Here is a 25,032-nt window from a genome sequence, read left to right on the forward strand (position 1 = left end):
GTCCGGCGGCGTGTTCTGATCTTGGACCATCCGAGCAGTGTTAGTCAAATAACTCTGCTCGGTCATCTGTGCGGACCGGCGCCCCATGGTGGCAGCGTGAGATCTAACGCTGGGCCGGAACGCGAAAAAGCCCCCGCAGCACACCCGGTCAGGGGTGCGCCACGGGGGCGGGGTCACGGCATGCGGCTGGCGATGTCGTCGGCCTTGGCGTGCAGCTCGGCAAGGGTGCCATCGTTGGTGATGGCCACCTGCGCATCCTCGGGGCCAAGGGCGCCCTCGGACTCGTGGGACAGGTGGGTGACGCCGGGCCGGTCGACGTGGACCAGGACGAACCCGGCCGCGTGAAGGGCGGTCGCCTCGTTCCTGTACCTCACGTCCGTGATGACCACGGGGCGTCCGGCCTTGCCGAGGTTGCGGGCCTGACGCATGGCGGCGCGAATCCAGAAACCCGAGTCGATGTCCCGGATGCTCTGGCCGAACGCCTGCAAGGTGCGCCGCACCTCGGGGTTGGCCTTGGCGTGCTCCCACCCGAACTCGTCCACGTAATCGGCGATGCGGGCCCGGCCGTACCTGCCGTCCAGGGAGAACAGCGGGTTGGTCCGCAGGACGGCCCGCTTGAGCGGGTCAGCGAACGCCACCCTGGCGAATCCGTGCTTGGTCACCAGGCGTTCGCCGATGGTGTCCTTGCCGGTCCGGGCCCGGCCGATGATTCCGATTCCGCGCATGCTGCTGCCTCCCGTGGTCGTGTTCCACGGGAGGTGATGGGGGGTGGTTAAGGAGTGGCCTCGGGGTCGCCGAGGGCATCCCGTCGCGCTGCCATACCGGCGACAAGGGCGGCCTCCTCGCGGGCGTCGGCCACGTGGGTGGGGGTCACCCGGTTGTGGGCGCCTCGGCCGAGGACCAGGGCCACGGCGGCGACGGCCAGGCCGATGACGGTTTCGTTGCCCTCGACGCCGGCCAGCTCGGGCACGAACGCGCCGAGGGCGGACAGGACGGCCACGATGACGGACCGGACCATGACCGGGTTGGCCTTGATGGTGTCGGTGAACTTCAGTGTGGTGCTCCCTACTTGGATGCGATGCGGATTGCTTCGGCCACGGCGGTGCCGAGGCCCATGACGACGGTGGCCGGAACCGCGTAGCGCCAGCGTTCGATCTGGCGTAGGCGGTCCTCGTGGTCGGCCAGTTCGGCGCGGACGGATTCGCTGGTCTGCGTGAGGCCGCGTACGTCCTCGCGCATGCCAACGATCTGGTCGTAGATCTCCCTCGGGGAGATGTGGACGCCGAGGGAATCGGGCTGGTCGGTCAGGGGGTCACATCCTTAACTGCCGTACGCCTGGCGGAACAGGGCGGCCCAGCCCTTGGGCCCGATGGACGGGTCGTAGCGCTTGCCGCGCTCCTTGTAGGCCGGGTGGGCGTCCAGCCACTTGGCCACCGCGGACTGTGTCTTGGGGCCGTAGTTGTCCGCCGCTGCAACGGACTTGGGCATGTAGCCGGTCGCCTTGAGGGCGGCCTGTAGCTGTCGGGCCGAGGGCCGGGCCTTGTTCGGCGCGATGCCGTTCGGGTAGGCCGGGGGCACGTAGCGGCCCGTGCTCGGCTTGGGCGGCTTGGGGGCCGGGCCGGGCGCCGGCTGCGGGTTCGGGGCCGGGGCCGGGGCCGGTGCGGAAGTGTCCCCGCCCGAGGCCGAGTTGCCACCACCCGGAGCGGTCGGCTTGGCCGGAACGTTGATCTCCTGGCCCTCGCGCACCACGTCCGGGTTCTTGATGTCCGGGTTGAGGCCGAGCAGCACGGCGACCGAGACGCCGAGGGCGGCGGCGATTCCGCCGAGGGTCTGGCCCTTGGTAATCCGGTGACGGCCGGTGGTCGACGGGGCGCCGCCGGAGTAGGCCGGGCGACCGAACCCAAGGATGTAGGCCCGGCTGCGGGTGCGCGCGTACACGCCGTCCCCGTTGGACTGTGAACCGGCCTGCCCGCTGGACGTGTTGGCCTCGACGGTCGGCACGTCGGCGGTACCGGTGGACGCGGCACGCACCACGCCCACGTGGTCGGCGGTGGGGCCGCCGTCCCACGAAAAGAACACGATGTCCCCGGGGACGACCGAGGCGTTGCGGCCGAGCCACTGGCCGCGCTGCTTGAACCACGCCACGTGGCTGGGGCAGTAGGCGAACCAGCCGACGGCGCTTCGCTCGCCGATGGCCTGGCCCCACAGGCTCACGGCCATGTCGCAGTAGGGATTGAAGTTGAGGCCGTAGGCGCGGCCGTACTTGGAATCGTTGTTCGGGCCCTCGCGGTAGCCGATATCGGCGGACGCGACGCGCACAAGGTCGTTGCCAGTAGCCAGGGTTCTGGTCCTTTCGGGCATGCGAAAGGGGCCAGCGTGAGATCTCACACTGGCCCCCTCGGTGAAGTGGGTCAGGAAGGGTCGGCCGGTCCGGTGAGCGGCACCACGGGGTTGGGGTCGGTGGTGGGGTTCTGCACGGTCACCGAGGCAGCCAGGGGCCGGTAGTCGGCGACGCGCCGCAGCAGGGCCGTAACGGCTTGCTCGGCGGCGCGCAGGGCTTGCGCTCCGGCGCGGGACACGGCCAAGTCGTCGGCCACGCCGGGGTCAACGCCGGTGAAATAGGCGGTGATCGCGCGTACGTCGGCGTCGGGAAGAACGATGGTCAGGGTGAAGGAATGGCCGTCCACGGGGTCCCCTTACGGGTCGATGGTGAAGAACCCGGCGGCGGTGGCGTTGGGGGCCACAGAGAGCTGTGTGCCGACGGTGATGCTGGGCCAGACGCCGAGGGTCGGGGAGCCGCTGGCAACCCGCGCTTGAACCTCGACCCGGCGCCACGTGGTCGACTGGCGGGCGAACCCGTCGCCCATGGGATACAGCCAGTCGCAGCGCAAGCGGTGGTTCCCGCCGATGCCCGCCGCGTAGGCCGTGGTCGTGGCGTTGGAACTGAAGTCGCGTAGGCGGAACTCGACCACGCCCGTGCCGCCGAGCTGGTAGTAGAACTCACAGCGGATGACCGGGTTGTTGACTCCGCCGATGGGGAACTCAAGCACCCGGTTGAAGGTGGACCCGCCGGGCCACCAGGGGTAGGTACTGACCGGGCAGTGTTCGTCCCGGGCGCCTCGGCCAGGGGTGCGTTCCAGCCGGTCCAGACGGGCGCGCAGGGCGGCCAGGTCGGCGCCGAGGTCAGGGGCGTGCATAGCTGCCGACACGATCGAAAACCCCCTTGGGAGCGAGCATCAGCGCGGTGTCCTCTCCGCTGCTGTCGACCCGCGTCGTTATCTCGGTGATCTTGTATGTGCCGTTCACGGCGGGCCACCCGGCGACGCTGGCGCGGACTTGGACCAGCTGGCCCACGGCCAGGTCACCGGTGCCCGGGTACTGCCCGGGGTAGAGCCGAACGGCCGGGACCACCAGGGGCGTTGAGCCCTCGCTGATGGCCTGCTGGGCGTACTCGGCCAGGGTGCCCACGTCGGTCACGTCGGTGCGGGACTGCACCGTGGCCAGACGCGGGATTCGCCGGCTGGCGTCCGTCTCGTGTTCCAGGTCGTACCACCACGTCGCAAGCTGGGCCTCCGCGTCCCCGGCCCCGGTGGCGGTGGCCTCGGTGGCGACGTTCGAGCCGTCGACGGTGAACGCCGTGACATCGCAGGTGGCGCCGTGGTCCAGGACCACGGACGTGGGCTCACCCGTGGTCGGGTAGCTCATGACGAACCGGTTGACCAGGCGACCGGCCGACCAGGCCGGGTCAATGCGGAAATCGAAGCCGTTCGCCACGGCGGCCATGTCCTCGACGGCCTGGCCGAGGTTCTTCCACTCGTGGCGCCAGTACGTCCGGTCCCGCAGGACGCCCGTGGTGAACGAGTCGTCCAGGGTCAGCGCCTTGGGTCCGGTGTTCCACGGGTAGGCGCCCGTCCCGTCCCCGAAGTCCCGCAGCAGGGTGCGCACGATCAGCGCTTGGTCCCGCTGGGTGTGCGTGGACGTGTAGTTGATGACGCGGCGCCGGTAGTAGGCCCACAGGCCGAGGCACGAGAGGGTGACTTCCTCGGCGCCGAGGTCGACGCCGTAGGACACCAGCGGTCCGCCCCACAGGACTTGGCCGCCGCGCTGGATGTAGACCAGGACCCGCCAGGGTTGGAGGGCCTGAAAGTCGAGCGGGCCGGCTGCGAGGGGGACCTTGATGCTGGCGGCGCCCGGGGCGTTGAGCGTGCGCGTGAACTGGAGATCCGAGACGGGGAGTTCGCCCCAGACCTGGCCGGAAAGAAACTCGGCGAAGATGACGCGGTAGTGCGAGGTTCCTCCTACTCGGCGGGAATCACGGTCATCTGGCCGTTGCTCTGCCACTCGTCGAACTGGTGCGAACCGCCCTGCGAGTACAGGTAGATGTAGACGGCCAGGGCGGTGTTCTTCGGGATCTGCACCTGGGCGGTACCGGCGTGGACGCCACCCGTGTTCATGTAGCTGCGCATGCTCTCCCACTGGAACACGCCGTTGGACAGGACCCACGCCGAGGTCCAGCCTTCGCGGCCGGGCGGGCAGGAGTAGCGCATCTGGTAGGACAGGATGCCGATCCGGTCATACGGGGCGGCCGGGCCGTCGAACATGAGCATGCGTCCGTTACCGCCGCCGGGGGCGTCGGCGCCCCACCAGCCGGTGGCGCCCTTGCCGGTGCAGAACATGAACACGGTGGGCCGGTAGGTCACCGGCCGGGCGTCGGTGGCGCCCTTGACGTACAGGCGGTCCTCATCGGTGGAGTAGATGAGTCCGCCTCGGGCCTGGCTGGTGGCGACCGCCGCGACGCCCTGTCCGGCGGCCGTGCGGATCGGGGCCAGGACGGTGGGGTCACTCTGTCCGGCGGTGGTGTACCGCACGTCCTCGATGTCGGTGGCCGACAGAGACGTTGAGCCCTTGCGGACCTTGATCTTGGCCAGGATCAGGTAGCTGTCGAACGGGACCGAGGGAACGGCCCCGCCGTCCGTGCCCTTGACGACGTCCAGCGTCCATCCGGCCGTCAGGTCGCCGGGCACGAAGGTGGCAAGGGGCACCTCGGCGAAGGCGGTTGCGTCGGTGTCGGTGGACACCCGGGCAACGATCAGGTCCCAGCGGTCGGCGCTGGCGCTCGGGGTTGCCAGGTTGAACGCGACGCCGGGGGCGGGGAGTTCGACGTAGAAGCTCTCACGCGGGTTGCGCACTCCGGCCGAGGTGGCGGGAATCCAGGCCCGGCCGCCGGCTACCGCGACGCGCGCCGAACTGCCGGACACTGCCGAGACCTTGAGGCCGTCGGCGGCGGCGCCGGGGACGACGCCCACGGTTGTGCCGCGTACGTCGGTGAGCAGGGACCGGAAGTCGGACGGGCTGTACTCCCCCTTGTTGAGGTAGAGCGGGGCGCGGAGTCCGCCAGGCATGCGGGTACCTCTCTCAGAGCCAGGCAGAGCGCCAGCGCGCCACTGCGGTACGGGACTTGTCGCCCAACAGGTCGTCAAGGACCAGGTCGTTGACGCCGGGGCGGAGTGGGAACCAGACCGATTCCGCGGTGAGGTTCCCGTAGCGGGACGCGCCGTTGAGCAGGACGGCGCGGCTGCGGGTGTCGATGGTCAGCACCTCGCGCGGCGGTACGTCGATCTGCACCGTGATGCGCTCGGACGTGGACCGGTTGGTGATGCTCGGGGACGACACGGGGCCGGTGATGGTGTACGTGGGCCAGGTCGTGGTGTTGCCCGCCACGGTGATGGGGACCGGGGCCGCCATGCCGACGGCGCCCGACTTCATGAACCCGAACGGGAACTTGAGAGGGAAGATCTTCACGGACCCGCGCGGGGTGATTGGCAACACCTTGGTCGTGGCCTCGGTGTCCGCGTACAACAGCGGGTCCGGGCAGAACAGTTCGACGGCCACCCGGACCGCCCCGTAGGCGTACGACTGGTCCAGGCGAACGTCTCGCTTGCGGACCTTGGCCAGCAGCCGGCCAGCCCCTCCGGCCACCCCGGGGAAGGAGAAGCGGAACGGCCGTAGGGGGCCGCCGGGCTGGAACGCTGCAAGGGTGTCCTCGACGTTCTTGGGGCCGTCCAGGACGACGAACGCCAGGTGGACGATGCGCCCGCCGAGGTAGTCCGTTCCGGTGGCCAGGCCGTCGCGCTGCAACAGGGCCTTGTCGCTGCTGCGCACCTCGGGTGCGTCCAGCAGGCCGGTGACCTCTTGCAGCACGATGGCCGAGGGGCCGCCGAGCAGGACGCCGCCGTAGTGGGCGGTCCAGGACTCGGCGGCGAACGACATCGTGACGCCGGTCTCGGGCATGGGTAGGACCGGCGGCGGGGGTGGGTTGCCGGTCGTGGTGAACTCGACCTGTGCGGACCACGGGCCCCACGTGGTGGCGTCCCCGGCCTTGCACTCGACCCGGTAGGCGGTGCCCGCATTCAGCGGGTAGTCCGCAGCGTTGCCCGCCGAGTCGTTGCCGAGCGTCAGCGCCTTGGGGCCGGTGAACTGGCTTGTGATGCTGTCGTGGGCCACGGGGGTACCCGAGAGGGTGACCACCCGGGCCGCGTAGCGGGTCGCGCCCGCCACGGGGGCCGTGATGGTGATGGTGACGGTGGACTCAGTGACTCCGGTCAAGGTGATGACCGGGGCGGCCACTGCCAAGCGGTTACCTCCCTCCGTATCGGGTGTCCCACGCGATGGCCCGGCCGATCTCGTAGGGGTCCGCGTCGGTGCGGACGTTGACCGTGACCCCGCCCCCGGCAGCGTTAGATCTGACGCTGGCCCCGTCGGTCGTGCCGATGGCGTCGCGCGCCAGGGCGGGGGCGGTGCCGCCCGCCAGGGCCGGGACGGCGCGGGGGCCGGTGGTGAGGGCGTCGGCCATACCGAGGGCGTATCCCTCGGCGGTGCGGCGCATCTCGGGGGCGGTGGCCTCAAGGCCGACCACCAGGCCCCGACCTGCCCACATGCCGAGTTCGGCGGTGACGCGGGACGGGGAGTGGATGCCGAGGGCGTCCCGGATGGGGCCGGGGATCACGGAGCTGACGAACCCGGACACCTTGTCCTTGATCCAGCCACCGGCGTTCTGGATGCCCTGCCACAGGCCCTCGACCACGTGGCGGCCCTCGCCGACCAGCAGCGATCCCAGGTTGCCGATGCCCGTTGCGACCTTGCCGGGCAGGGCCTTGGCCTCCTCAACGACCTTTCCGGCGCCGTCAGTTACGGCGCCCTTCATGTCGTTGAACCCGTCGCGTCCGGCGCGCGCCAGGTAGCTGCCGAGGCTGGACAGCGCCGAGAGCGCACGGCCTGGCAGTGCAGCCACGTAGGACACGGCCTCGGAACAGCCGTTCGAGACAGTCGACTTGAAGCTGTTGAAGTGGTCGGACACCGAGCCGGCGAACCGGCCGACAGCGCCCGCCGCGTCGGCGATTCCGCGGCCGAAGCGGACCACCCAGTCGATGACGTTGCCGACCCAACTGATGGCAGTTCCAAGGGCGTTGAACAGGCTTCCGAGCACTTCACCTGCGAAGCGCAGGACGGGCGGGATGACCTCGCCGAGCAGTCGGGCGGCGAACTTGGCCACGGCCTCCGTGACGGTCACAACGACCGAGATCACGGGCTGTGCCTTGACGTAGACCTCGGTCAGCTTCTCGCCGAGCATCTGGACGCCGGGGGCGACGTACTGGCGGATCACGTCGGCGGCAGCCGAGACGATGGGCGTCAAGTTCTCGTAGACGGCGCCGTAGACCCGCATCACGGCCGGGAACACGGTGTCCGTCAGGATGCTGCCGACCGTACGGAACAGCGGCAGAAAACCCGTGGCCAGGGCCGAGGCGACGGACTGGTACGCGGGCAGCAGCTTGCCGACCACCACGTCCCCGAGGCCCTGCACGGCGGGCAGGACGTAGACCTTGGCCGTGTCCGCCAGGGACGACAGCTTGCCGCCGACCTCGGAGACGATCCCGGAGCCGGAACCGATGCCGCTGAACAGCTCGGTGGCGACCTCCCGGCCCTTGGTGAAGGCCGGGCCAAGGACGCTACCGACGACCGAGGCGCCACGCTCAACCCACGGGATGAGGTAGCCACCGACGGCGTTGGTGACGCCCTCGGAAATGCTGCGCTTGAAAACCTCGATCTTGCTTTGGGCATTATCCCGAAGGGTGTTGCCCATCTTCTCGGCGGCGCCGCCGACTTCCCCGAGCGCCGCAACGGCATTGCTCGGGTCCATCGCGTAGAGCGCGGCCCCGAGATCTTCGCTCTGAGTTCCGAAAAGTGCTACGGCGGCCTGCGACCGGGCGACGGGATCGGGTATTTCCTTGAGCTTTTGGAGCGTCAGCGCAAGGCCGTCGCTGGCCGTCTTTCCACCCTGGCCGATCTTGACGGCCATGTCCTCGGCGTCCAGCCCGAGGGCCTTGAATCCCTCGGCGGTCGTCTTGCTTCCGTCAATGGCCCGGATAGAGAATTCCTTGAGGGCATCAGCCGCTACGTCGGAATCCCGCGCGCCTGCCTGTACGGCCTGCGATATCAGGCCGAGGGCGGCCGGTCCGTCAAGGCCGAGCTTTTGGAACTGGACGCCGTATTCGTTGAACGTGTCAACGAGATCGTCGGCCTTGTTCGTGCCGTTCTGAAATCCCTTGGTCAGAACATCAAGGGCGGCCTCGGCATTCGGCGCCAGGCCGGTCCGCAGCATCTGCGAAACCGCGTTTGTGACCCCGCCAAGGTCCTGGTCGAAGACCCCGGCGACATCGGCCACCTTCGTGGAGATGGCCTGTAGCTGCTCGGTCGTCGCGCCCGGCGGTGCAATGCCGGACTGCATGACGGCCTTGATGGTGTCGGCGGCCGTCTGGAAATCTTCGGTGACGCCCTTTGCGTAGAGCTTTCCGGCGACCTTTCCGGCCGAGGCCGCGGCCTCGTTTGTGGTGCCTAGCTGGGCCTGTAGACGGCTCTTGATGGCGCCGTGTTCCAGCGCGTCCCCGATGCCCTGTGCGAGCAGGGCGCCGGCTGCGAGGGCGGCCCCGGCTATTCCGGCCTTGAGCTTTCCGCCGAAACCGGCGGCGAATCCCTGGCCGGACTTTCCTCCGGGCGCCTCGCCCATGGTGGACTCAAGCTCGTTGCTGGCCCGGTGACCGGCCTCCCGCGCGGCGTCGGTGACACCACTCACCAAATGGGATGTGTCACCCGCGCGAATATCTACGTAAGCGGACCCGGCCCGAATTGCATTACCCCGACCGGGCACGCTCACCACCTATCGAATTAGCGGGCGCTGGCCCATTCGGGCGGCCAGTGCCATGAATCCCCTGCTTTCGTTCGGCTTCTTCGCCTCGACCCCGGGGCGGGGAACGGGAGACGGTTCGGGAACGGGATTCTTCCTCGCCCCTCCGAGCGCCACCAGAAGGGCGCCGATAAGCCAATTGGTCGACCGCATGTGGTCGATTTGAGATGCCAACAGGTGGCGGTCAAGGGTCCACTCGCCCACGTCCTCACCCGAGAGCGCCCGCACGTGGCAGGAGTCGGCGGGGAGCCGTGCCAGCAGGTCCCGGAAGCGGCCCCACGTCAGGGCGTGGGTGCCCACGTCCGTGTGTAGGTCGAGCCGGTACAGGCGCCGAAAGTCGGCGTCCAGGTCCGGGTAGTGCTCGGTGAGGTAGTCGGCGAGCGCCGTTATTCCCCCACGGTGGAGTCCTGGCCCTCGGCGTAGGCGCGGAACAGTAGGCCGAGGTCGTCCGCGCGGCCACCGGCCTGGCGGAACTCCTCGTAGCGGTCCGCGAGTAGTGCGCGGGCCATGCCCACGTCGTCACCGGCCTTGATGCACAGCTTCACGTCGTCGTCCCAGAATCCCGGGGCGGGGATGGCGAACTCGGCGCCGTCCGGGGCCTCGAACTCGATGGTGTCGCCACCGAGGCGGGCGGCGGCGTTCTGCCGCAGGGTGGCCAGGCGGTAGCGGGCGCCGTTGGGCTTGCTCAAGTAGGTATCTCCTGTGGTGCTGCGGGTCGTTGCGGGTCGGCAGTGTGAGATCTCACGCTGCCCCCGAGGGGCCCCGGACCCGCATCACGGGGCCGCCTCGGGGAGTTGGCGCCACCCGTTACGGGGTGACGGTGATCCCGGCCGCAGTGAGGACCGGGGCGTCGGTGATCTGCCACTGGGCCAGGGAACCGGCGTTGCCGAGGGCGGAGAGGGTGAACCCCCACGTGACGGCCTCGGTGTTCTTGAAGCTGGGCGATTCCACGTCGCTGACCTGGCCGACGGGGATGTAAAGGCGCCACATCTGGCCTACGGCGTCCTGCCACTCGAACAGGTACGTTTCCCGGGGCCGGCTGACGGTCGCCTTGATGTCCAGGACACCGGACTTGGAGTCGCCACCGGCCGTCAGGGCGGAGCCGTAGAACGTCTCTAGGACGGCCTTGCTGGACTCCAGGGCGGACACCTTGAGGGTGAGCTTGCGGCCCTTGACCAGGGTCCGCACTACGCCGTTCTGCCAGGACGTGATCTCGTCGGTGTCCTCGGAAAATTCATGGGACACGCCGTCGTCAGTGAAGGTGCCGAGGCTGGTCCACTTGGTCAGGTCGGTGGTCACGCCTGCGGCGGGGAGAGGGGTGCCGAGCGGTGCCTTGTAGAGGGCGCCCCCGGTAGCGACACGGGTTAGCTCGGGCTGGAACATCGGGGTGGTGCTGGTGGGCAGGGGGTTACTCCGATCAGGTCGCCCGCGTGGCCAGGTCGATGGATGCCAGCCAGCGCGGTTCGCCGGTGATGGCGTCGGGGGCGTATTGCGGGGCGGAAGTCACCCGCACGGAGGCGATGGGGCCGGGCTGGCGGTCGAGTGCCAGCAGGGCGCCTAGGACGGCTTGTAGGGCGTCGTGGGCGTCGGCCCGGTCGGGGCCCCACACCTCAAGGTCAAGGGCGGCGGTGTCGAGTACGGGCCAGGTCATGGACCCGCCCGTCCGGCCGACCACCAGGAACATGCGGCCGTCGGCGAGGGCGGGCAGCTCGGTGCCGCCGCGCAGGTCGGGAAGTGCGGTCCGCAGGTGGGCCAGGGCCAGGGCCTCGGCGTCGGGGAAGACGATCAACTAGTCCTCCCGGATGGACTGCAAGGCCCGGCCGAGCACGCGGTGTTTCGGGTTCTTCCCGCCCCGGGCGCCGAGTTCGATGATGTTGGCGGCGGGGTCGGTGTTGGCGACCTGCGCGAACGCCTTGCCGTTCTTCACTCCGGAGCGGAGTTTGAACTTGCCCGCGTAGTCGCCAGATTGGCGCGGGGCGATGGCCTCGGCCTTGGCCTTGACCTCCTGGGCCTTGCGGACCAGGACGGCCAGGATCTCGGGGTCCTGCGCGACGGCGTCCAGCGAAGCGGCGTCGATCTCCACGCGTACGTCAGGCACGTTTGACCCCCTCGTAGTTGGTCAGTTCGGCCTCGACGTGGTGGGGCCCCGCGGCCGTCCTCACAAGCCGTGCGGGACGGGCGAGTTGGTAGGTCTGGCCGTCGACCGTGATGCGGTCGGACAGGGACAGGTCCGCGTCCGGTGGCAGGACCAGCAGGCTGGACCGGTACCCGCCGGGGGCGGGGCGGCCGAACAGCTCGGCGCCCTGGTCCTCGATCCACGCGGGGTACTCGGCGCGGGTCGACGTGGACCAGTCGTCCACGGACGCGCCGTACCGGTCCGTCCTGCGGCCCGGTCTCTCGACCAGCACTCGGTGCGGCAGCAGGGCGGGCGGTATCAGTCCGGCCACCCCACATCCGTGACGGTGCGTCGGTCGCACCGGTCGTAGCCGAGACCGACCTTGGGGCTGGCCGTCTGCGGCAGGCCCACCAGGCGCCGCAGTTGGGCGCGTTCGTCCTCGGTCAGGCCGAGGCCGGCTGACGCCGAGGCGTCGCGCTGGTAGCTGTAACTGCCGATGGTCTCGGCCGTGAACCCGCCGGGGTTGTCCAGCGCCCGGCCGACCATGCGCACGACCAGGACCTTGGCGACCGGTAGGGCGGCCTCGGGCAGGGGCGTCCCGGCCTCGGCCAGGATCAGGGCGGACGCGTCCTCACAGAGGATCGCCACCCGGGCCCGCTCGGCGTCCCCGAGGGGAACGGGACGGCGGGCCGACACGTCGTCAGCGGTTGCGTACAGGGGCCCTCCGCCCAACTCGGCGGGGGCCAGCGTGAGATCTCACACTGACCCCCGGGGGTGTTACGCGGCGGGCTTGAGCTTCAGACCGATGGCGCGGTTGGCGTCCAGGGTGCTGACGCCCATGAGGGTGGACACGACGGAACGGTCCGTCAGGGTGTCCGAGTTGTAGTCCCGCAGGTACCGCAGCGCGTAGCCCTGGCCGTCGGCCGAGGCGGCGAAAGTCGCGCCCTCGGGCTTGCGCGGCGCGCGGACGACCAGCGCGAACGCCTCCTTGGTGAAGCCGATCGCGCCGTTGATCTGGTTGGACAGGAACAGGTTCCAGCCGGACAGGCGGCCGATGTTGGCATCCCGCAGGGCGCCGCCCTCACCCGCAGCGTCCAGGCGGATGATCTTGTCGTCCTCCAGAAGAACGGACAGGATGTCCGGCGAGACGACCAGGATGCGACCGGTCCGGTTGATCTTCCGCTTGTCGAACGCGATACCGGCGTCCTTGATCGCCTTGTAGGCGCTGGACGGGTTCGCGGCGTCGATCAGCAGCGAACCGGCGCCCGCCGGAACCTTGTTCATCTCGGTGGCAAGGTTCGCCTCGACCTTGTCGGCGACGGCCTGAACCTGCGGGTCAAGGATCTGACTCGCGTAATCCTCGACGTTGAGGTTGGCGTCCTCCTCGGTGAGGTCGACGGCCGAGTAGACGTGCCGGTCGATGGCGACCGGGGTGGTGCCCTCGGTCACGGTGTCCGTGGTGATGGACGCCTTGTTCTTGAGCGTGGTCTCTCGCGCGACCAGGGCGCCGGGCTTCTTGATGTTCACGACGGTGCCGACACCGCCGACGAAATCGCGCTCGGCGTCGCGGAAGACGAGACGGCCTAGGACGAGCTGTTCCTTGAGCAGCGGGATAGCTGCCTTGGAATAGACCTTGGCCAGGTTGAAAGCGTGGTCAGCCAAAGGGAGTTAGGGCCTTTCTTAGCCGAGGCGGCGGGCCAGCACGGTGGCCGCCAGCTTCATGGGGTCGATGTCGCCCGTGGTGCCGTTGTCGACGGCGCCGCCGGTCGGAACGGTCGGGGTGGGACGGGTCCGCAGGTTCGGGGTCGCGGCCCCCTTGAGCAGGTCGGCCAGGGCCTTGGCGTCGGCGGCCAGCTCCTCGGCGGTGGCGCCCTTGAGGCGGTCCGCCAGGGCGGCCGGTAGGCCGTGCTCGGTGGCGACCTTGGCGCGCGTCTGTGCGGCCCGCAGGTCGGCAAGCTCGGCCTCTGCTGCGGCGGCCCGGTCGGCGGCGTCCTTGGCGGCCTGCTGGGCGCGCTCCTGCTCGCTGAGCTGAGCATCCTTGAGGGCCTTGAGCTCGGCGACGGCCGACTTGTAGGTCTCCAGCTCGGCGGCCGTCAGGGCCGGGGCCGAGGGGACAGCCGGCGTGGGCGCCGGGGTGGGCTCCGGGGCGGTCGCCTCGGGGGCCGGGGTGGTCTCAGTCGTCGGCGCTTCCGCCACTCGGTTTCTCCGTCTCTGCCTTGGTGGTCCGGCCGTCCAGGTGGCGGCGGACCTCGTTCATGTCGCCGTGGTCGGCGTAGAGCTTGTGGAATCGCTGGCCCGCGTCGGACAGCGGCGTACCGGCCCGGAACACGGGCTGCGGCTGGCACCGACAGTGGTCGTGATAGCGCTTGCCGTTCTTGGCGGTGATGGCGGCGCCACGGGCCTTGTAGACGGCGCCTCGGCTGGCCAGGACGCCGCAGAACGCGCAGCAATTCCGGTCGAACGGGGCGCGCTGGTATCCGATAGCGCGGTCGTCGCGTTCGATGCGGTGGGCGATGGTGTCGCGGGAGCCGCCGAGGATGCTGTGTGACATCTGGCCGGACTGTTTGACCCACGCGGCGCGGGCGGCCTGCTCGAAGGTCATGCCCCCGTCCAGGGCCTTGCGGATGTAGGCCGGGCCGATCGGCCCAAGGCTCAACTCCATCTCGCCCGAGGTCACCAGGTCGGCCAGGAAGCGCCCGGCCGGGCTGGTCCCGGGGACACCCTCGGCGGCCCGCAGCATGTCGTAGTAACCGGCCGCTGCTCTGGCCGAGTTGTGTTTGGCCTCGGCCAACACCGGTTCGGCCAGGCGCAGATACTCGGCGAACGAGTCGTCCAGGTTCTCGATGTCCAGGACGCCCCACAGCGTGAGCACACGCCGTAGGGCGCCCGAGACGATCCCGCCCTGTGCGGCGCCGTGCGCCCGCGTGAGGGCCTGTGCCAGCTCGGTGGCGGCCGTCATGCGGCCAGGCCCTGCGCGGCCGGGACAGGGCCGTCCACGCCCGGGGACCCGGTGAAGAACTGGGCCATGGCCCCGGCGACGGCGGCGTTGTCCTTGAGGGTTCGCCAGTACGCGATGTCCGCAGCGGTGACGCCGGGGATGCGCGACCACAGGCCCTCGGGCGGAATGCCGAGCATCTGCGCGGCCTTGCCGAGGCCGTCCACGGTGGCGGGCAGGGACCGGGACTCGGTGTCGCGCCAGACGATGCGGGCGGACGTGTCCTCGGCGGTGGCCAGGTCGCCGGCTGCTGCTGCGGCCAGGCGGAGAACCTGAGCCCACGACTCACCGAACAGGGTCCGGCGTTCGTCCACCTTGTGGCGTAGGCCGTCCTGCGCGGCTGTCAGGGCCTCGGCGGAGAGGTTCACTAGGGAGCCAAGCAGCGTGTGCACGGGCACCTGGGCGATGGCGGCCATGCCCCGGACTCCGGCCTCAATCGAGTTGAGGAACCCGGACAGGTCGGTCTGGCCGAACTCCCCGAACTGCGCGGTGGGACTGTCGGTCATCCACAGCCGGTTCACGGCGGCGGAAAACGGTTCGACGGCCTGGCCGGTGGTCGGGTCGCGCGGGATCGCCAGGCCGGTGGCCCAACGCTGACGGAACGCCGAGTAGTTCTGTGCCATCAACAGGCCGAGGGTGGTTTCGTTGAGCCGTTCCTGAATGGGGATCAGCGGCTCAACTTCGCCGACCGGGACGGCGCCGTCGTCCATCGGCAGCCTGTTGACGAACCGGACGACCGGGCAGACGCCGAGGCCGTGCGGGACGGGCTGTTCGTGGATCTCGACGGCCGAGGGGTCGTCCAGGCTGGACCCGTCGCCGGGCACCCGGACGAACGTCACCGTATCGGCGTCCCACAGCTCAAACAGCGTGCCGTCCGAGTCGTCGGACATCGGCACCGAGCGCATCCGGCGCAGGGCCCACACGGGCCACTCGTCGCCGGGTTCGGCGTAGTGCACGGTCCAACTGGTCGACGGGGCCGACTGGATGACCGGGAACGGGTCGCCGGGGCGGACGGTGACGTAGCTGACGCCGTAGGCCAGCGCGGAGCGGTGAACAACGGTCTGGTGCATCTGCAAGCGGTTGGCCTGCCAGATGTCCCAGACGGACAGGTCGTCGCCCGAGTCGGGACGGCGGAAGCCCTCCACGAACAGGTTCTCGGCGGTCACGTCGACCACCAGGGGAAGCCAGTTCGCGATTGCCCGTTCCCGCATTACCTTGTATTCGCGGTCGTACGTCTTGGGCATGTACGACTCGCGGAATTCGCCACGCAGGGCGCTTGCTATTCGCTGGACCCGGGCAGACTCCGCCGATCGAATGGCGAGAGCACCGGGCAGCACGTCAAGTGCTCCCGCCAAAAGGTGAAACTCCCTAGAAACTCACGAACGTGCCGGGCGCCTTTCGGGCCCTCTTTTCAATGACTCCGGCCTCAAGGGCCGTGCGTCGGGCTTCTCGGGCCAGGACAAAAGCAGCCGCGGCGTCCACCTTGTGGGGTGATTCACGGGACTGCTTGCCGAATCCGATGCCGTAGTTGTTCGGCCGGCGCCTGGCATTCTTGAGATGCCGGATCAGCGACGGGTGGTCCTCAATGGAAAGAGCGCCCTCGACAATGGCGGCGTGGGTCGCCTCGGCGGCGCGGGTGAAATCCCGCAGCCGGTTGCGCATGTCGAATGCGACCGAGTGCTTGGGGCTGGCCTTGGTGAAAAGGTGTTCCCGGAAGTCCTCGGCCCACTGGTCGACGTAGCTTTCCCAGAACGCGACATCGGCGTTGAACGCCACCACGTCGAAGTTCTCGAAGGTGTCGCGGACGGCCTTGTCCACGTCGGGCCGGGGAACCTCCCAGCCGATCGCGTCGGGCCCGTCCGGGCGTTCCCAGACGCCCACAACCCACGCATGGCCGGTCTCCACGTCGACGCCCACCAGGGCGGTAGCGTCGTCGCTCTTGCTCCCGTCGAACCCGAGCGCCACCAGGGCGCCAGGCTCCGGGGCACCACCGAGGCCGGCCAGGACCACGGCGTCCACCTCGGCCGGGTCCAACCACGAATCGCTACTGGCGACCACGTGGTTGCAGTAGAAGCGCCGCATCTCCGAGGGGTCGGACGTGGGGTCGTAGATCTCGGCCATGACTCGGCCGAGGTCGACCCACGTCGAATCCCCGTACGCAACCCGCAGGGCCTCGCGGAGCTGGTCCGCGTCGGCCATGTCGAAATCCGGCGGCGCCTCGCGGCAGTCGTACAGAACGTCATTCGTCCGACGGGCCTTGCCCATCTTGATATCAATGAACGCGTCGTATTCCTGCTCGCCAACCGAGTTCTCACCCGGGGCGTGGGCGTTGGTCGTCATGACCATGCGCGCCATGCCCCCGGGCCTTTTCCCGAGATTTCGGGACAGCACTCGGGCCATGGCGAACCCGCCCGTGGATTTCGTCCAGTGATGGATTTCGTCCGCAACTACAAATGTCGGTCGGGCGCCTTCAAGGGAAGCACTCGAAGCCGTTACCGGCTCAATCTTCCCGGGGCGGCCGTCAGCAAATTGAATGACGGTCTTGCCGACGTCAAGGTTGTAATCCCGTACGGCCGGGGATTCGACCAACATTCCGCGTACCGCATCCATTGTGTTATACGCCTGCTGTACGGAAACAGCGGCCATCTGGACGTGCGGCGCGTTCTCGGAGCGCCCGGCGGGGTGGAGATTCCCGAACGGGTCACGAACGAATTGCCCGGGGCTCGGTCGGCATGGGCCGATGAATTCCACGATGGCCAGCGCAGCGAGCAAGGGCGACTTTCCCCAGCCCTTGGAGCGGCGCAGGATCGCGCGGCGGTAGGCGAAGCGCCCGGCGTCGTCCAGCGCGTAGAACCAGAGCACGAACGTGACCTGCTCGCGCGTGAACCGCCAAGGGCGGCCCGCGTGTTCGCCGTCCGGCTGGCGGATGTACCGGGAGCACCAGGCGATGACGTGCCAGCCAAGGGTGCGCTCGGGCAGGCCGGACGGAAGGTTGCCGGTCTGCACTAGGCGCCCCCGAACATGGCGGCGTAGTCCGCCAGGTCAATGACCTCGGCGCCCTGGCCCACGGCTTCGCCGGGGCCCTCGGCCGAGCCGGCGACCTTGATGCGGGCGCGAAGTCGGTCCAAGTGCGTTGCACCGAGGGACTGTTCGTTCTGCCGGATCTCGGCCAGCAGCTTGGCGGCGCGGAGTGGGTCCTTCTCGCGGTGGTAGCCGTCGACCAGCGGCAGCAGCATGACCAGCCGTTGCCAGTCCGTCCCGACGAACACGGCGGCCTGCGGGGCGGTAGACCAGGTGGTCCACCACGTCCGGGTGGCCGACAACCAGCGCTTCGGCGTGGGGAGTTCGGGAGCGGCGACGGATTCCGCGGTGACCTCGGCAACGTCCTGGTCGAACGTGTCGGCGTTGGTCCTGCGGGCGTTGGTCTTGGGCGGGGGCCCGAAGCCAGCCAAGCGGCCCCCTTCCTTGGGTGCGGGCGGAGTCCTGTACGGCCGTCTGCGGCCCGTTGAGGGGCCCGGCCGAGGAATCCCGCCCGGGGGCGCTGTACGCCCGCCAGGGGCCCGCTCACGTGCGCGCGTTACGTGCACGCGCGCGTAAGCCACCCGGGGCAACCGGCCGAAAGGCCAGGTCACAGCGGGTGACCGAAAGATCAGATCGGAAGTCCCAGACCCGTAGCCAGGCCGATTCCTGCTATGGCGTAGCGATAGGGGAGGAAGGGAGGGGAGTCCTCCCCCACTACCCTGCGTAACCGGGATGCTTCGGAAGCTCACGCATCCGTGACCATCGGCCACCAGGGGCCCGGTCCGCGTCACTGCCCGCACGGCCCTCGCGCCCGGACTTCACCGAGTGGTGATAGCCGCACAGGGCTTGCAAGTTGGCCACGTCGTGGTTGTCGCCAGGGGTGATGTGGTCGCAGTCCGTTGCCAGCTCGGGGCAGCGTCCGCCCGTGTCGGTGCGTATCCACTGACAGCGCCAGCCTGCCCGGTCCATCACGAACCGGCGGCGGGTGGCCCAGTCACGGGGCAGTCGCTTGGCCCGGTCACTGCCCTGCCAGCCGGGCACTCAGTCCCACCACCGACGGGCGACCAGCCACAGCACGGTGACCACCAGGGCCATGGCCATGACCATGCCGAGCACGTCCCACCCCGACAGCCGGCCAGGCTCGTGGTGGTGCACCACAGGGGCGCTGACCACGGGGACCACCACGGGGTGAGGCACGACCACGATGGGCGGTGCAGCGACCCGAGGCGGGGCAGGCTTGGGCTGTACGGGCTTGGGGGCCGAGGGCTTCACCACGGACACGCCAGGGCGTCCGGACGTACCGGGCAAGGGGTTCCTCCTACGGGTGTCCCGAGAGGGATTCGAACCCCCATCGCACGGCGTCTAAGGCCGTCGTCTCTGCCGGGTTGGACTACCGGGACAGGGCAGGGTGAGATCTCACACTGCGATGCGGTGCCCGGGGGATTCGAACCCCCACTACCCGCGTGAGAGGCGGGCGGCCTAACCGTTAGCCGAGGGCACCAAAACCCCCGCCCTGGCGAGCGCTCAACCGGCGTGCGCCGGAGAGACGCGACTTACCGCAGGGAGCGCCCAAGGAAGCGGGCGGGGGCTGATCGGGAAAGGGTGCCGCATGCGTTACTGCGCGCACGCGCGTTTCCCGCTTACAGAGAGATTAATGGGGGGTGGTAAAGGCTCGGCGCGGGCGGGCCGCGTGCACGAATGCTGTTCTGCAAGGGGTTCCGGGTTTGCCCCACAGAGGACACAGGCCGGACTCTCTTAGGGTGGTTGCTAGATGTTGTTCATAGCTACATCAATACATCTCTACAGCCCTTATTCTCACCTCCTGTGACCTGTGGTGACTCTGCGCTTGGGAGCCGCTCGCGCCGTCCGCCTCGGCCACCGGCCGGGCCCGGACAGGGAAGTGGCCCGGATCACAGATGTTGCTCTGCGATCCGGGCCACCGGTCAGGCGCTTACACGGCCTCTACCTGCTCCATCTCGTCCGCTACCTGCCCCTTTTTGTCCGCCTCGTCCTCGTCCTCACAGGTTCCAGCCCAGAAGACTTCGAGACGATCCACCACCGGCATGTGGTTGCCCTTGCGCCCGACAGGCTTGACCTCCACCTTGTCCAGCATCATGGCCACGAAGTCGCGGCGTGTGTCCAAATCCCACTTGGACCAGGCGGAATCCTTGCCGATTGGGTCGGCTTGGCGCTCCGCCGAGAACCATTCGGACGGCAATTCGACCGGCCCGTTTAGCTCGGCCTCAAGGTGGTCAATCTTGCTGATCAGCCGGGCCTCAGAAGCCGTGAGGCGCTTCACGGAAGCGCGGTACTGCTTTTCCATCGTCGGGCCCGTGTAGACACCCGCCTCTCGGTCCGCCGCAAGGTTGGTCAGCGCCCCCTGTACGTGCTCAAGTTCCTTCTTGGCCGCCTTGAGCTTGCCCGCCTTTTCACCGCCATCGGCCTGGGCCGCAAACCGGCGAGCCACGGTGGAGATGAACGCCTGGTCCTCGGGGTCGGTCTGGTCCATGCCGTAGAGGCGCTGGAAGGCCATACGGGGCAGGTGCTCCTCAACCTGGCGGGCCGTAACGCCCTGGCTGTGCTTCCCCGCCCCCTTGGGGCCTCCAGGGCCCGTGTTGCAGGTATAGAACGGGTACTTGTTCTTGCCGCTGCCCGGGTTGCTCTGCATGGGGCGCCCACACACATGGCAGGTGAGGATGCGCTGCCGGGTGAAGACACCAACCCAGTCGTCGCCGTCCCGCTCCTTGCGACGCGTGACGCTCTTAGCGTCCCGGCCCATCAGTTCCTGCAACTCCCACCATTCCTCGGGGGTGATGATTCCCTCATGCAACATCACCGGTTCCCCATCAGGCCCGTACATGATCTGAGGCAGGAATGTGGTCGGGGTCCGCTTCTTGTTCCCGTCCTCGTCCGTTTCTATCTTCGTCGTGGGCTCAATGGAGTACCCGGCATACCGAGGGTCGCGGAGGATCTTATAAACCGCCTGCCGGTTCCAATCCTCTTTACCGCGAGAAGTCTTAATTCCCCGCTCCTTGAGCTTGAGGCAGATTTCGTCCTCGGTCATCCTCTTGAAACGGCGGTAATTGATGATGTCCAGAACGTGATCACTGGGAAGCGCATTTTCCTCGTCCCCGAACTTCGGCTTGAGCTTTCCGACCTTTACCCCGTCGACAAGGATGCGGTCGATTTCAAGTCCGTACGGCGCCATACCGGAAACGTGGCCGCCACGCTGGCGAATCTGGTCCAGCGCCGCAGTAATGTACACCGATTTCTGGTTGGATTCCTGCGCCGCCAGGGCGGCCGTCAGACCCAAAATCGCCTGACCGACCGGGTTATTGGGGTCGGTGTCAAGCCACGGCTCGGTGACAGAAACCAACCGCACGCCATGCTTGGCGAAAACGTCAATGACCGACAGGACATCAAGCGCGCCCTTGCGGGACAGCCGGGACAGGGACCAGACGATTACGACGTCCAGGAGTCCACTCGTGACGGCCTCCATCATTCCGTCGTACCCGGGCCGCTTCACACCAGGGGCCCACCCGGACACGCCGATGTCGGCGAACACGTGCTCCGGGGCCACATGCCAGCCGGCGTGAGTCGGGGCCTTCACCAGGTGCAGCGCCCCGTCAAGCTGCGCCCGGGGGCTGTTGTCGCTGCGCACCTTGGTTACGGTGCCGTCCGGGTTCTTCCGCATCTCGTACTCGCGGGCCTTGGACTGGCGGATCATCAGGCCGACTCGCACGGTGTCGGGCCCGGCTATTCGGGGCGCGGGCAGGGCCTGAGACATGGCCCGTTCGATCATCTCTACCCACTCGGCGGGGCAGTGCAGCGCCTTGGTTTCGGTGTTTCCCATGGTCAGGACCGTACTAGACCTCTGTTGGAGTAGTAAAGAATTTCTCATCCAGGGTTTCTACGACCGGATGACGTACGACCATGCGGCGGACGCCAGGAATCGCATGGCCGATACCCGGGACTTCGCCGAGCGCCTGGAAATCGCCCTGGTCTCCTGGCTCGACACGGCGGCCCCGTACCACGAGTTCGCCGCGCAGTTCTTCCGGACGGCGGCCGACCCCACCAGCGCCCTGAGCCCGTTCTCCAACGAGTCGCACCCGGCCCGGGCCACCGCGGTCGCGCTGTTCCGCGACGTGCTGCAGGGCTCGGACCTGGCACCGAAGCTGGACGCCGAACTGGTCGAGCTGCTGCCCGACGTGCTCTGGCTGCACCTCATGGTCGTCGTCCTCTACTGGGTCTTCGACCGGACCGAGGACACCGAGCGCACCCGGGAATTCGTCCGCCGGTCCACCCCCATGGCAGCCCGGGTGATCAACCTCTCGCGCTACCGGGTGTTCCGGCCGATCGTCCGCGACGCCAAGGGGCTCATCCAGGACTTCATTCTTCCCACCATCGGGAAGACCGCCGTCAAATAGCGCGAGGAAACGGCACTCGGCCAAGCGAAAGGCCGGCCCGCGGAAAGCGGACCGGCCGTTTCCCGGCGGTGCGGGCGACTCAGAATCCGTCGATGTTCCAGGCCGACAGCGGCGTGCGGAACAGCAGGTCCGCGGCCGCCGCCGCGCCGGGGCGCAGCTCGGTGACCAGCCCGGCCACGGCGAGCCTCGGCAGCGTCTCGCCGCCCAGGTAGAGCGCGCCCAGCGCCGAGGCGTCCAGCGCCAGATCGGGTTCGTCGGCCGTCCGGACGCAGCGGCCGGTGCCGTCCTCGGCGACCTCGACCGCCCAGCGCCCGGCCACGTAGCCCGCCGGGTCGTCGACCTCCAGCACCGTGCGACCGGCCGCGCCGTACGTCCGGGCGTTGAACGCGGCCTCGATGTCGAGCACCCGCAGCCACATGTAGTCGGCGTTGTCGACGTGCGGCGTCGCGGCCCGCGGGTCGTTCAGCAGCACCGGCAGCGGGTCGTCCGGGCCGACGTTCTCGACCACGACCTTGCGGACCCAGTCGATCGAGCAGACGAACCGCCACAGCTCGGTGGCGGTGGGCCGGTCGAGGGCGAACAGGTCGACGAGGGTGAGCGTGCAGTTCGGGTAGGAGCCGTCCCACTCGTCGTCGATCCGGTAGACGGCCAGACCGGTCGGGGTGCCGTCGGCGTCCCGGTGGACGGCCGCGAACGGCTCCTTCCAGTCGAAGCCGGGCACCTCGATCTCGCCGGTCGACCGCTGCCAGATCAGCTCGTCCCGGGCGATCACACCGGCCTGGGTGACCCGCCAGCGGTCGAACAGCTCGGGGCCGATCTTGCGCAGCTCCGCCATCTCGACCAGGTCGATCCGCCCGCCGGGCACGGTGGGCAGGCCGTCCCGCAGGCCGCCGGCCCGGAGCAGGTCGATGTTCCAGCCGTGGCCCCGGGTCGCGGGGCCGAAGCCGTAGCGGCCGTAGATGTTGTACTCGGCGGCGATCAGGATCGCGACCGGGACGCCGCGCTCCCGGGCGGCCTCGAGGTCCGCGGTCATCATCCGGCGGAGCAGGCCGCGCCGTCGGTGGGTGGCGGTCACGGTGACGGCGGTGATCGCGTCGGCCGTGACGACCGCGCCGCCGGGGACGGTCAGCTCGGTGTCGAAGCTGCGGAAGGTGGCCACGAACCGGCCGTCGGCCAGCGCCCCGACCATCCGGCCCGGCTCCCACTGCCGACGGCGGTACTCCGTCGCCCGGCCGATGTGCGAGCGCAGGAAACCCAGGGCCAGCGCGCGGTCCCACGCCTCGACCTCGTCCTCGCCGATCGCGCGGATCTCGATCCCGTCGGTCCGCTCGCCCGGTCGGCCGCTGCCCGGCTCCCGGGGCCCGCCGTTCGTCTCGTTGCCCATCCGCCCACGGTACGGCGGGGTTTCGGCGACGGCATCCGATTTATTCCGCCCCTGGACGCCGCCCCTGACAGACCGCCCGGAACCCGGCTCCCGCCACGGCCCCACGCGCGAAATCCCGGTGCGGGACGCCCCGGGCCTGCGGAACACTGGCCCGGGTGATCGTGATGCAGCCCGTGCTGGACTACTGGGACCCCGACGGCTTCGAACTCTGGCCGGTCGCCGAGGTCGACCCGTACCTGACGCTGCACGGCCGGCTCACCCCGGCCGAGGTGGGCACGGCGGTGATGCGCATCGCCGGCTTCAACGACCTCGACCCCGAGCCCTGGCACCGCCCCCGCCGCCCGCCCCGCCCGCGCGAGCCGCTCGACTCCTTCCTGCACGGGCTGCTCACCTTCGACTCGCTGTACGCGGCCGGCGGGCTGAGGGTGACGGACAGCGCCACCGGCACCACCTTCCTGCCGGGCTGCTGTGCGGGGATCGACGAGTGGCGCGACTGGTTCGACGTGCTCGACGGCGGCGGCGCGACCTGGTTCGGGCACGACCCCGTCGCCCAGGTCGAACGGGTGGGCGACACCGTCCGCCTCCTCGTCGACGCGGAGCTGGACGACGGCCCGGTGATCGAGCTCCCGGCCGCCGAGGCCCGCCGCCTGCTCGCCGGCGTCGAGCGCGACCTGACGGCCTTCCACACCCTGGCCGCCGGGTGGGCCGCCCACCACCTGCCCGATCACGCCGGCCCGGTCACCGCCGCCCTCGCCGAGGCCCTGGACCTGCGACCGCCGACGCCGTGACGGTCCCCGGCGGATGACAGTGGTCGTGGCTAGCCTCTCCACGTGACTGACACCAGTGATCGACAGCTCCCTGTCGCACTCGCCGCCGCCCTGGCGGTTCCGTTCGACTACGACGACGGCAAGGGGATCGACTTCGAGCCCTTCCCGGACTTCCGGTCCGCCGAGGACACCACCGACTGGCTCCGGGCCTGGACCGGCAACACGGAGTTGAACGGTGACGACTTCCGTGTGTTCGGTCAGGACGGCACGGGTGGATACGCGGCGTTCTGGCTGGTCCGCCCAGGCCGCCCGCTCATCGACCAGCCCGTCGTCTTCCTCGGCTCCGAAGGCGAGACCGGCGTACTGGCGCGCGACCTGGGCGACTTCCTGTGGCTGCTGGCCGGCGGCTTCGGCCCCTGGGAAGCAGCCTTCTTGTACGAGCCCGGCTGGGTGCCGCAGCCCAACCCGGAGCTCAGGGCCGTCGCGGAACGGTTCGCCCCCGACCGGCAGCAGCTGCCCGCTGCCGTCATCGAGCAAGCAACCCGGGAGTTCCCCGACTTCGACGACACGATCATGGATCTCTGCCGCTGACTCCGTGTCCCACCCGCTCTTCGCGCGCGCAGCCACGGCGAAGGGCTCGTGAGAAGGCGCAGCCGAGTTCGAGAACCCACGGCCGGGCGGCGGCCGGTCAGGGGCGGGCGTAGAAGTCCGGGGTGCCCATGATCCAGAGACTGGCCTGCTTGACCGGCATCCCGACCCGGGGGGCCTCGATCATCTGGTCGTCGCCGATGTAGAGGCCGACGTGGTGGATGTCGGCGGCGCGGCCGGTGGCGCTCCAGAAGACCAGGTCGCCGGGGCGCAGCTGGCGGTAGGTGACCGGGGTGGACTGCGCGTACTGGTCGGCGGCGAAGTGGTTGAGCCGCTTGCCGCCCTCGCGCCAGGCCATCATGGTCAGCCCGGAGCAGTCGTAGCCGGCCGGGCCCTCGCCGCCCCAGATGTAGGGCAGGCCGATCCTGGCGCGGGCGAAGGCCACGGCGGAGGCCGCGCCCTCCGCGGACCAGGGCCGCCCGGCCGGGGGTGC

Annotated in this window: 29 protein-coding genes and 2 tRNA genes; 3 read left to right on the plus strand and 28 right to left on the minus strand. The window is 69.3% G+C overall.

Translation table 11 applies throughout. The features are described from left to right. Positions 1–173 precede the first annotated feature (173 nt). The 26 genes from BI06_RS23405 to BI06_RS23530 all read right to left on the minus strand — a co-directional run bounded on the left by BI06_RS23405 (position 174) and on the right by BI06_RS23530 (position 21,226). Positions 174–725, minus strand: coding sequence for a hypothetical protein (locus tag BI06_RS23405; RefSeq protein WP_043471125.1), 552 nt, complete (start codon positions 723–725; stop codon positions 174–176). A gap of 47 nt (positions 726–772) precedes the next feature. Beyond that, entirely contained in the window at positions 773–1,018 is a 246-nt protein-coding gene (locus BI06_RS23410; protein WP_043471127.1) for a hypothetical protein, read from the minus strand. Positions 1,019–1,065: 47 nt separating this feature from the next. Next, positions 1,066–1,239 carry a hypothetical protein gene (locus BI06_RS23415; RefSeq protein ID WP_233290260.1) on the minus strand — a complete coding sequence of 58 codons (174 nt, stop codon included), beginning with the start codon at positions 1,237–1,239 and terminating at the stop codon, positions 1,066–1,068. Positions 1,240–1,320: 81 nt separating this feature from the next. Beyond that, positions 1,321–2,319, minus strand: a complete 999-nt coding sequence (locus BI06_RS23420; protein WP_043471133.1) for a LysM peptidoglycan-binding domain-containing protein — start codon at positions 2,317–2,319, stop codon at positions 1,321–1,323. A 92-nt stretch (positions 2,320–2,411) separates the two neighbouring features. Beyond that, positions 2,412–2,687, minus strand: coding sequence for a hypothetical protein (locus BI06_RS23425; RefSeq protein WP_043471136.1), 276 nt, complete (start codon positions 2,685–2,687; stop codon positions 2,412–2,414). A 9-nt stretch (positions 2,688–2,696) separates the two neighbouring features. Further along, the gene (locus tag BI06_RS23430) at positions 2,697–3,197 is read right to left on the minus strand and encodes a hypothetical protein (RefSeq protein WP_043471138.1); all 501 of its coding nucleotides are present in this window, start codon (positions 3,195–3,197) and stop codon (positions 2,697–2,699) included. Then, complete coding sequence (locus tag BI06_RS23435; protein ID WP_158516456.1) at positions 3,184–4,341, minus strand: hypothetical protein; 1,158 nt, start codon at positions 4,339–4,341, stop codon at positions 3,184–3,186. The genes BI06_RS23430 and BI06_RS23435 overlap by 14 nt, the downstream gene beginning before the upstream one ends. Beyond that, positions 4,299–5,402, minus strand: a complete 1,104-nt coding sequence (locus BI06_RS51075; protein ID WP_043471144.1) for a hypothetical protein — start codon at positions 5,400–5,402, stop codon at positions 4,299–4,301. Before BI06_RS51075 ends, BI06_RS23435 begins: the two co-directional genes overlap by 43 nt. A 13-nt stretch (positions 5,403–5,415) precedes the next feature. Then, a complete protein-coding gene (locus BI06_RS23445; RefSeq protein ID WP_149030449.1) occupies positions 5,416–6,606 on the minus strand; it encodes a phage tail domain-containing protein in 1,191 nt (396 codons plus the stop codon). 31 nt (positions 6,607–6,637) lie between these two features. Further along, entirely contained in the window at positions 6,638–9,130 is a 2,493-nt protein-coding gene (locus BI06_RS48300; protein ID WP_149030450.1) for a phage tail tape measure protein, read from the minus strand. Positions 9,131–9,627: 497 nt separating this feature from the next. After that, positions 9,628–9,930, minus strand: coding sequence for a hypothetical protein (locus tag BI06_RS23460; protein WP_043471147.1), 303 nt, complete (start codon positions 9,928–9,930; stop codon positions 9,628–9,630). Between the two features lie 118 nt (positions 9,931–10,048). Beyond that, the gene (locus BI06_RS23465; RefSeq protein ID WP_043471150.1) at positions 10,049–10,624 is read right to left on the minus strand and encodes a hypothetical protein; all 576 of its coding nucleotides are present in this window, start codon (positions 10,622–10,624) and stop codon (positions 10,049–10,051) included. Positions 10,625–10,658: 34 nt separating this feature from the next. Beyond that, positions 10,659–11,030: a hypothetical protein gene (locus tag BI06_RS23470; protein ID WP_051741648.1), complete on the minus strand. Its 372-nt coding sequence runs from the start codon at positions 11,028–11,030 to the stop codon at positions 10,659–10,661. After that, positions 11,031–11,339, minus strand: a complete 309-nt coding sequence (locus BI06_RS23475; protein WP_149030451.1) for a hypothetical protein — start codon at positions 11,337–11,339, stop codon at positions 11,031–11,033. It abuts the gene before it with no gap. Further along, the gene (locus BI06_RS23480) at positions 11,332–11,688 is read right to left on the minus strand and encodes a hypothetical protein (RefSeq protein WP_043471156.1); all 357 of its coding nucleotides are present in this window, start codon (positions 11,686–11,688) and stop codon (positions 11,332–11,334) included. The genes BI06_RS23475 and BI06_RS23480 overlap by 8 nt, the downstream gene beginning before the upstream one ends. Beyond that, a complete protein-coding gene (locus BI06_RS48305; RefSeq protein ID WP_043471158.1) occupies positions 11,676–12,053 on the minus strand; it encodes a hypothetical protein in 378 nt (125 codons plus the stop codon). The genes BI06_RS23480 and BI06_RS48305 overlap by 13 nt, the downstream gene beginning before the upstream one ends. Positions 12,054–12,134: 81 nt before the next feature. Then, positions 12,135–13,019: a P22 phage major capsid protein family protein gene (locus BI06_RS23490; RefSeq protein WP_043471161.1), complete on the minus strand. Its 885-nt coding sequence runs from the start codon at positions 13,017–13,019 to the stop codon at positions 12,135–12,137. Positions 13,020–13,037: 18 nt separating this feature from the next. Further along, positions 13,038–13,553: a DUF4355 domain-containing protein gene (locus tag BI06_RS23495; RefSeq protein ID WP_051741650.1), complete on the minus strand. Its 516-nt coding sequence runs from the start codon at positions 13,551–13,553 to the stop codon at positions 13,038–13,040. After that, on the minus strand, positions 13,531–14,316 hold the full coding sequence (locus tag BI06_RS23500) for a hypothetical protein (RefSeq protein WP_043471164.1): 786 nt from the start codon (positions 14,314–14,316) through the stop codon (positions 13,531–13,533). The genes BI06_RS23495 and BI06_RS23500 overlap by 23 nt, the downstream gene beginning before the upstream one ends. Further along, positions 14,313–15,596, minus strand: coding sequence for a phage portal protein (locus BI06_RS23505; RefSeq protein WP_233290261.1), 1,284 nt, complete (start codon positions 15,594–15,596; stop codon positions 14,313–14,315). Before BI06_RS23505 ends, BI06_RS23500 begins: the two co-directional genes overlap by 4 nt. 124 nt (positions 15,597–15,720) lie before the next feature. Continuing rightward, entirely contained in the window at positions 15,721–17,358 is a 1,638-nt protein-coding gene (locus BI06_RS23510) for a terminase large subunit (protein ID WP_043471167.1), read from the minus strand. Further along, complete coding sequence (locus BI06_RS23515) at positions 17,358–17,804, minus strand: hypothetical protein (protein WP_051741654.1); 447 nt, start codon at positions 17,802–17,804, stop codon at positions 17,358–17,360. Before BI06_RS23515 ends, BI06_RS23510 begins: the two co-directional genes overlap by 1 nt. A gap of 610 nt (positions 17,805–18,414) precedes the next feature. Further along, the gene (locus tag BI06_RS54760) at positions 18,415–18,546 is read right to left on the minus strand and encodes a hypothetical protein (RefSeq protein ID WP_255360245.1); all 132 of its coding nucleotides are present in this window, start codon (positions 18,544–18,546) and stop codon (positions 18,415–18,417) included. Positions 18,547–18,698: 152 nt separating this feature from the next. After that, a tRNA-Leu gene (locus BI06_RS23520) sits at positions 18,699–18,773 on the minus strand. A 29-nt stretch (positions 18,774–18,802) separates the two neighbouring features. Then, positions 18,803–18,874, minus strand: a tRNA-Glu gene (locus BI06_RS23525). A gap of 450 nt (positions 18,875–19,324) precedes the next feature. Then, entirely contained in the window at positions 19,325–21,226 is a 1,902-nt protein-coding gene (locus BI06_RS23530; RefSeq protein ID WP_158516457.1) for a recombinase family protein, read from the minus strand. A gap of 103 nt (positions 21,227–21,329) precedes the next feature. Here BI06_RS23530 and BI06_RS23535 point away from each other — a divergent pair, with 103 nt between their 5' ends. Then, complete coding sequence (locus tag BI06_RS23535; protein WP_233290262.1) at positions 21,330–21,800, plus strand: TetR family transcriptional regulator C-terminal domain-containing protein; 471 nt, start codon at positions 21,330–21,332, stop codon at positions 21,798–21,800. 79 nt (positions 21,801–21,879) lie between these two features. Here the strand turns inward: BI06_RS23535 and BI06_RS23540 are convergent, their stop codons facing one another. After that, complete coding sequence (locus tag BI06_RS23540; protein WP_051741656.1) at positions 21,880–23,184, minus strand: GNAT family N-acetyltransferase; 1,305 nt, start codon at positions 23,182–23,184, stop codon at positions 21,880–21,882. Positions 23,185–23,348: 164 nt separating this feature from the next. Here BI06_RS23540 and BI06_RS23545 point away from each other — a divergent pair, with 164 nt between their 5' ends. After that, positions 23,349–23,972, plus strand: coding sequence for a hypothetical protein (locus BI06_RS23545; RefSeq protein ID WP_199523346.1), 624 nt, complete (start codon positions 23,349–23,351; stop codon positions 23,970–23,972). 42 nt (positions 23,973–24,014) lie between these two features. Beyond that, the gene (locus BI06_RS23550; RefSeq protein ID WP_030393702.1) at positions 24,015–24,542 is read left to right on the plus strand and encodes a hypothetical protein; all 528 of its coding nucleotides are present in this window, start codon (positions 24,015–24,017) and stop codon (positions 24,540–24,542) included. A gap of 97 nt (positions 24,543–24,639) precedes the next feature. On the opposite strand, the gene BI06_RS23555 is transcribed toward BI06_RS23550, so the two are convergent. Beyond that, positions 24,640–25,032, minus strand: a 393-nt coding sequence (locus BI06_RS23555) for a C40 family peptidase (RefSeq protein ID WP_043471180.1), incomplete at its 5' end; no start/stop codon positions are given.

This window comes from Kitasatospora sp. MBT66 (assembly GCF_000710405.2).
Classification (GTDB): Bacteria; Actinomycetota; Actinomycetes; order Streptomycetales; family Streptomycetaceae; genus Kitasatospora; species Kitasatospora purpeofusca.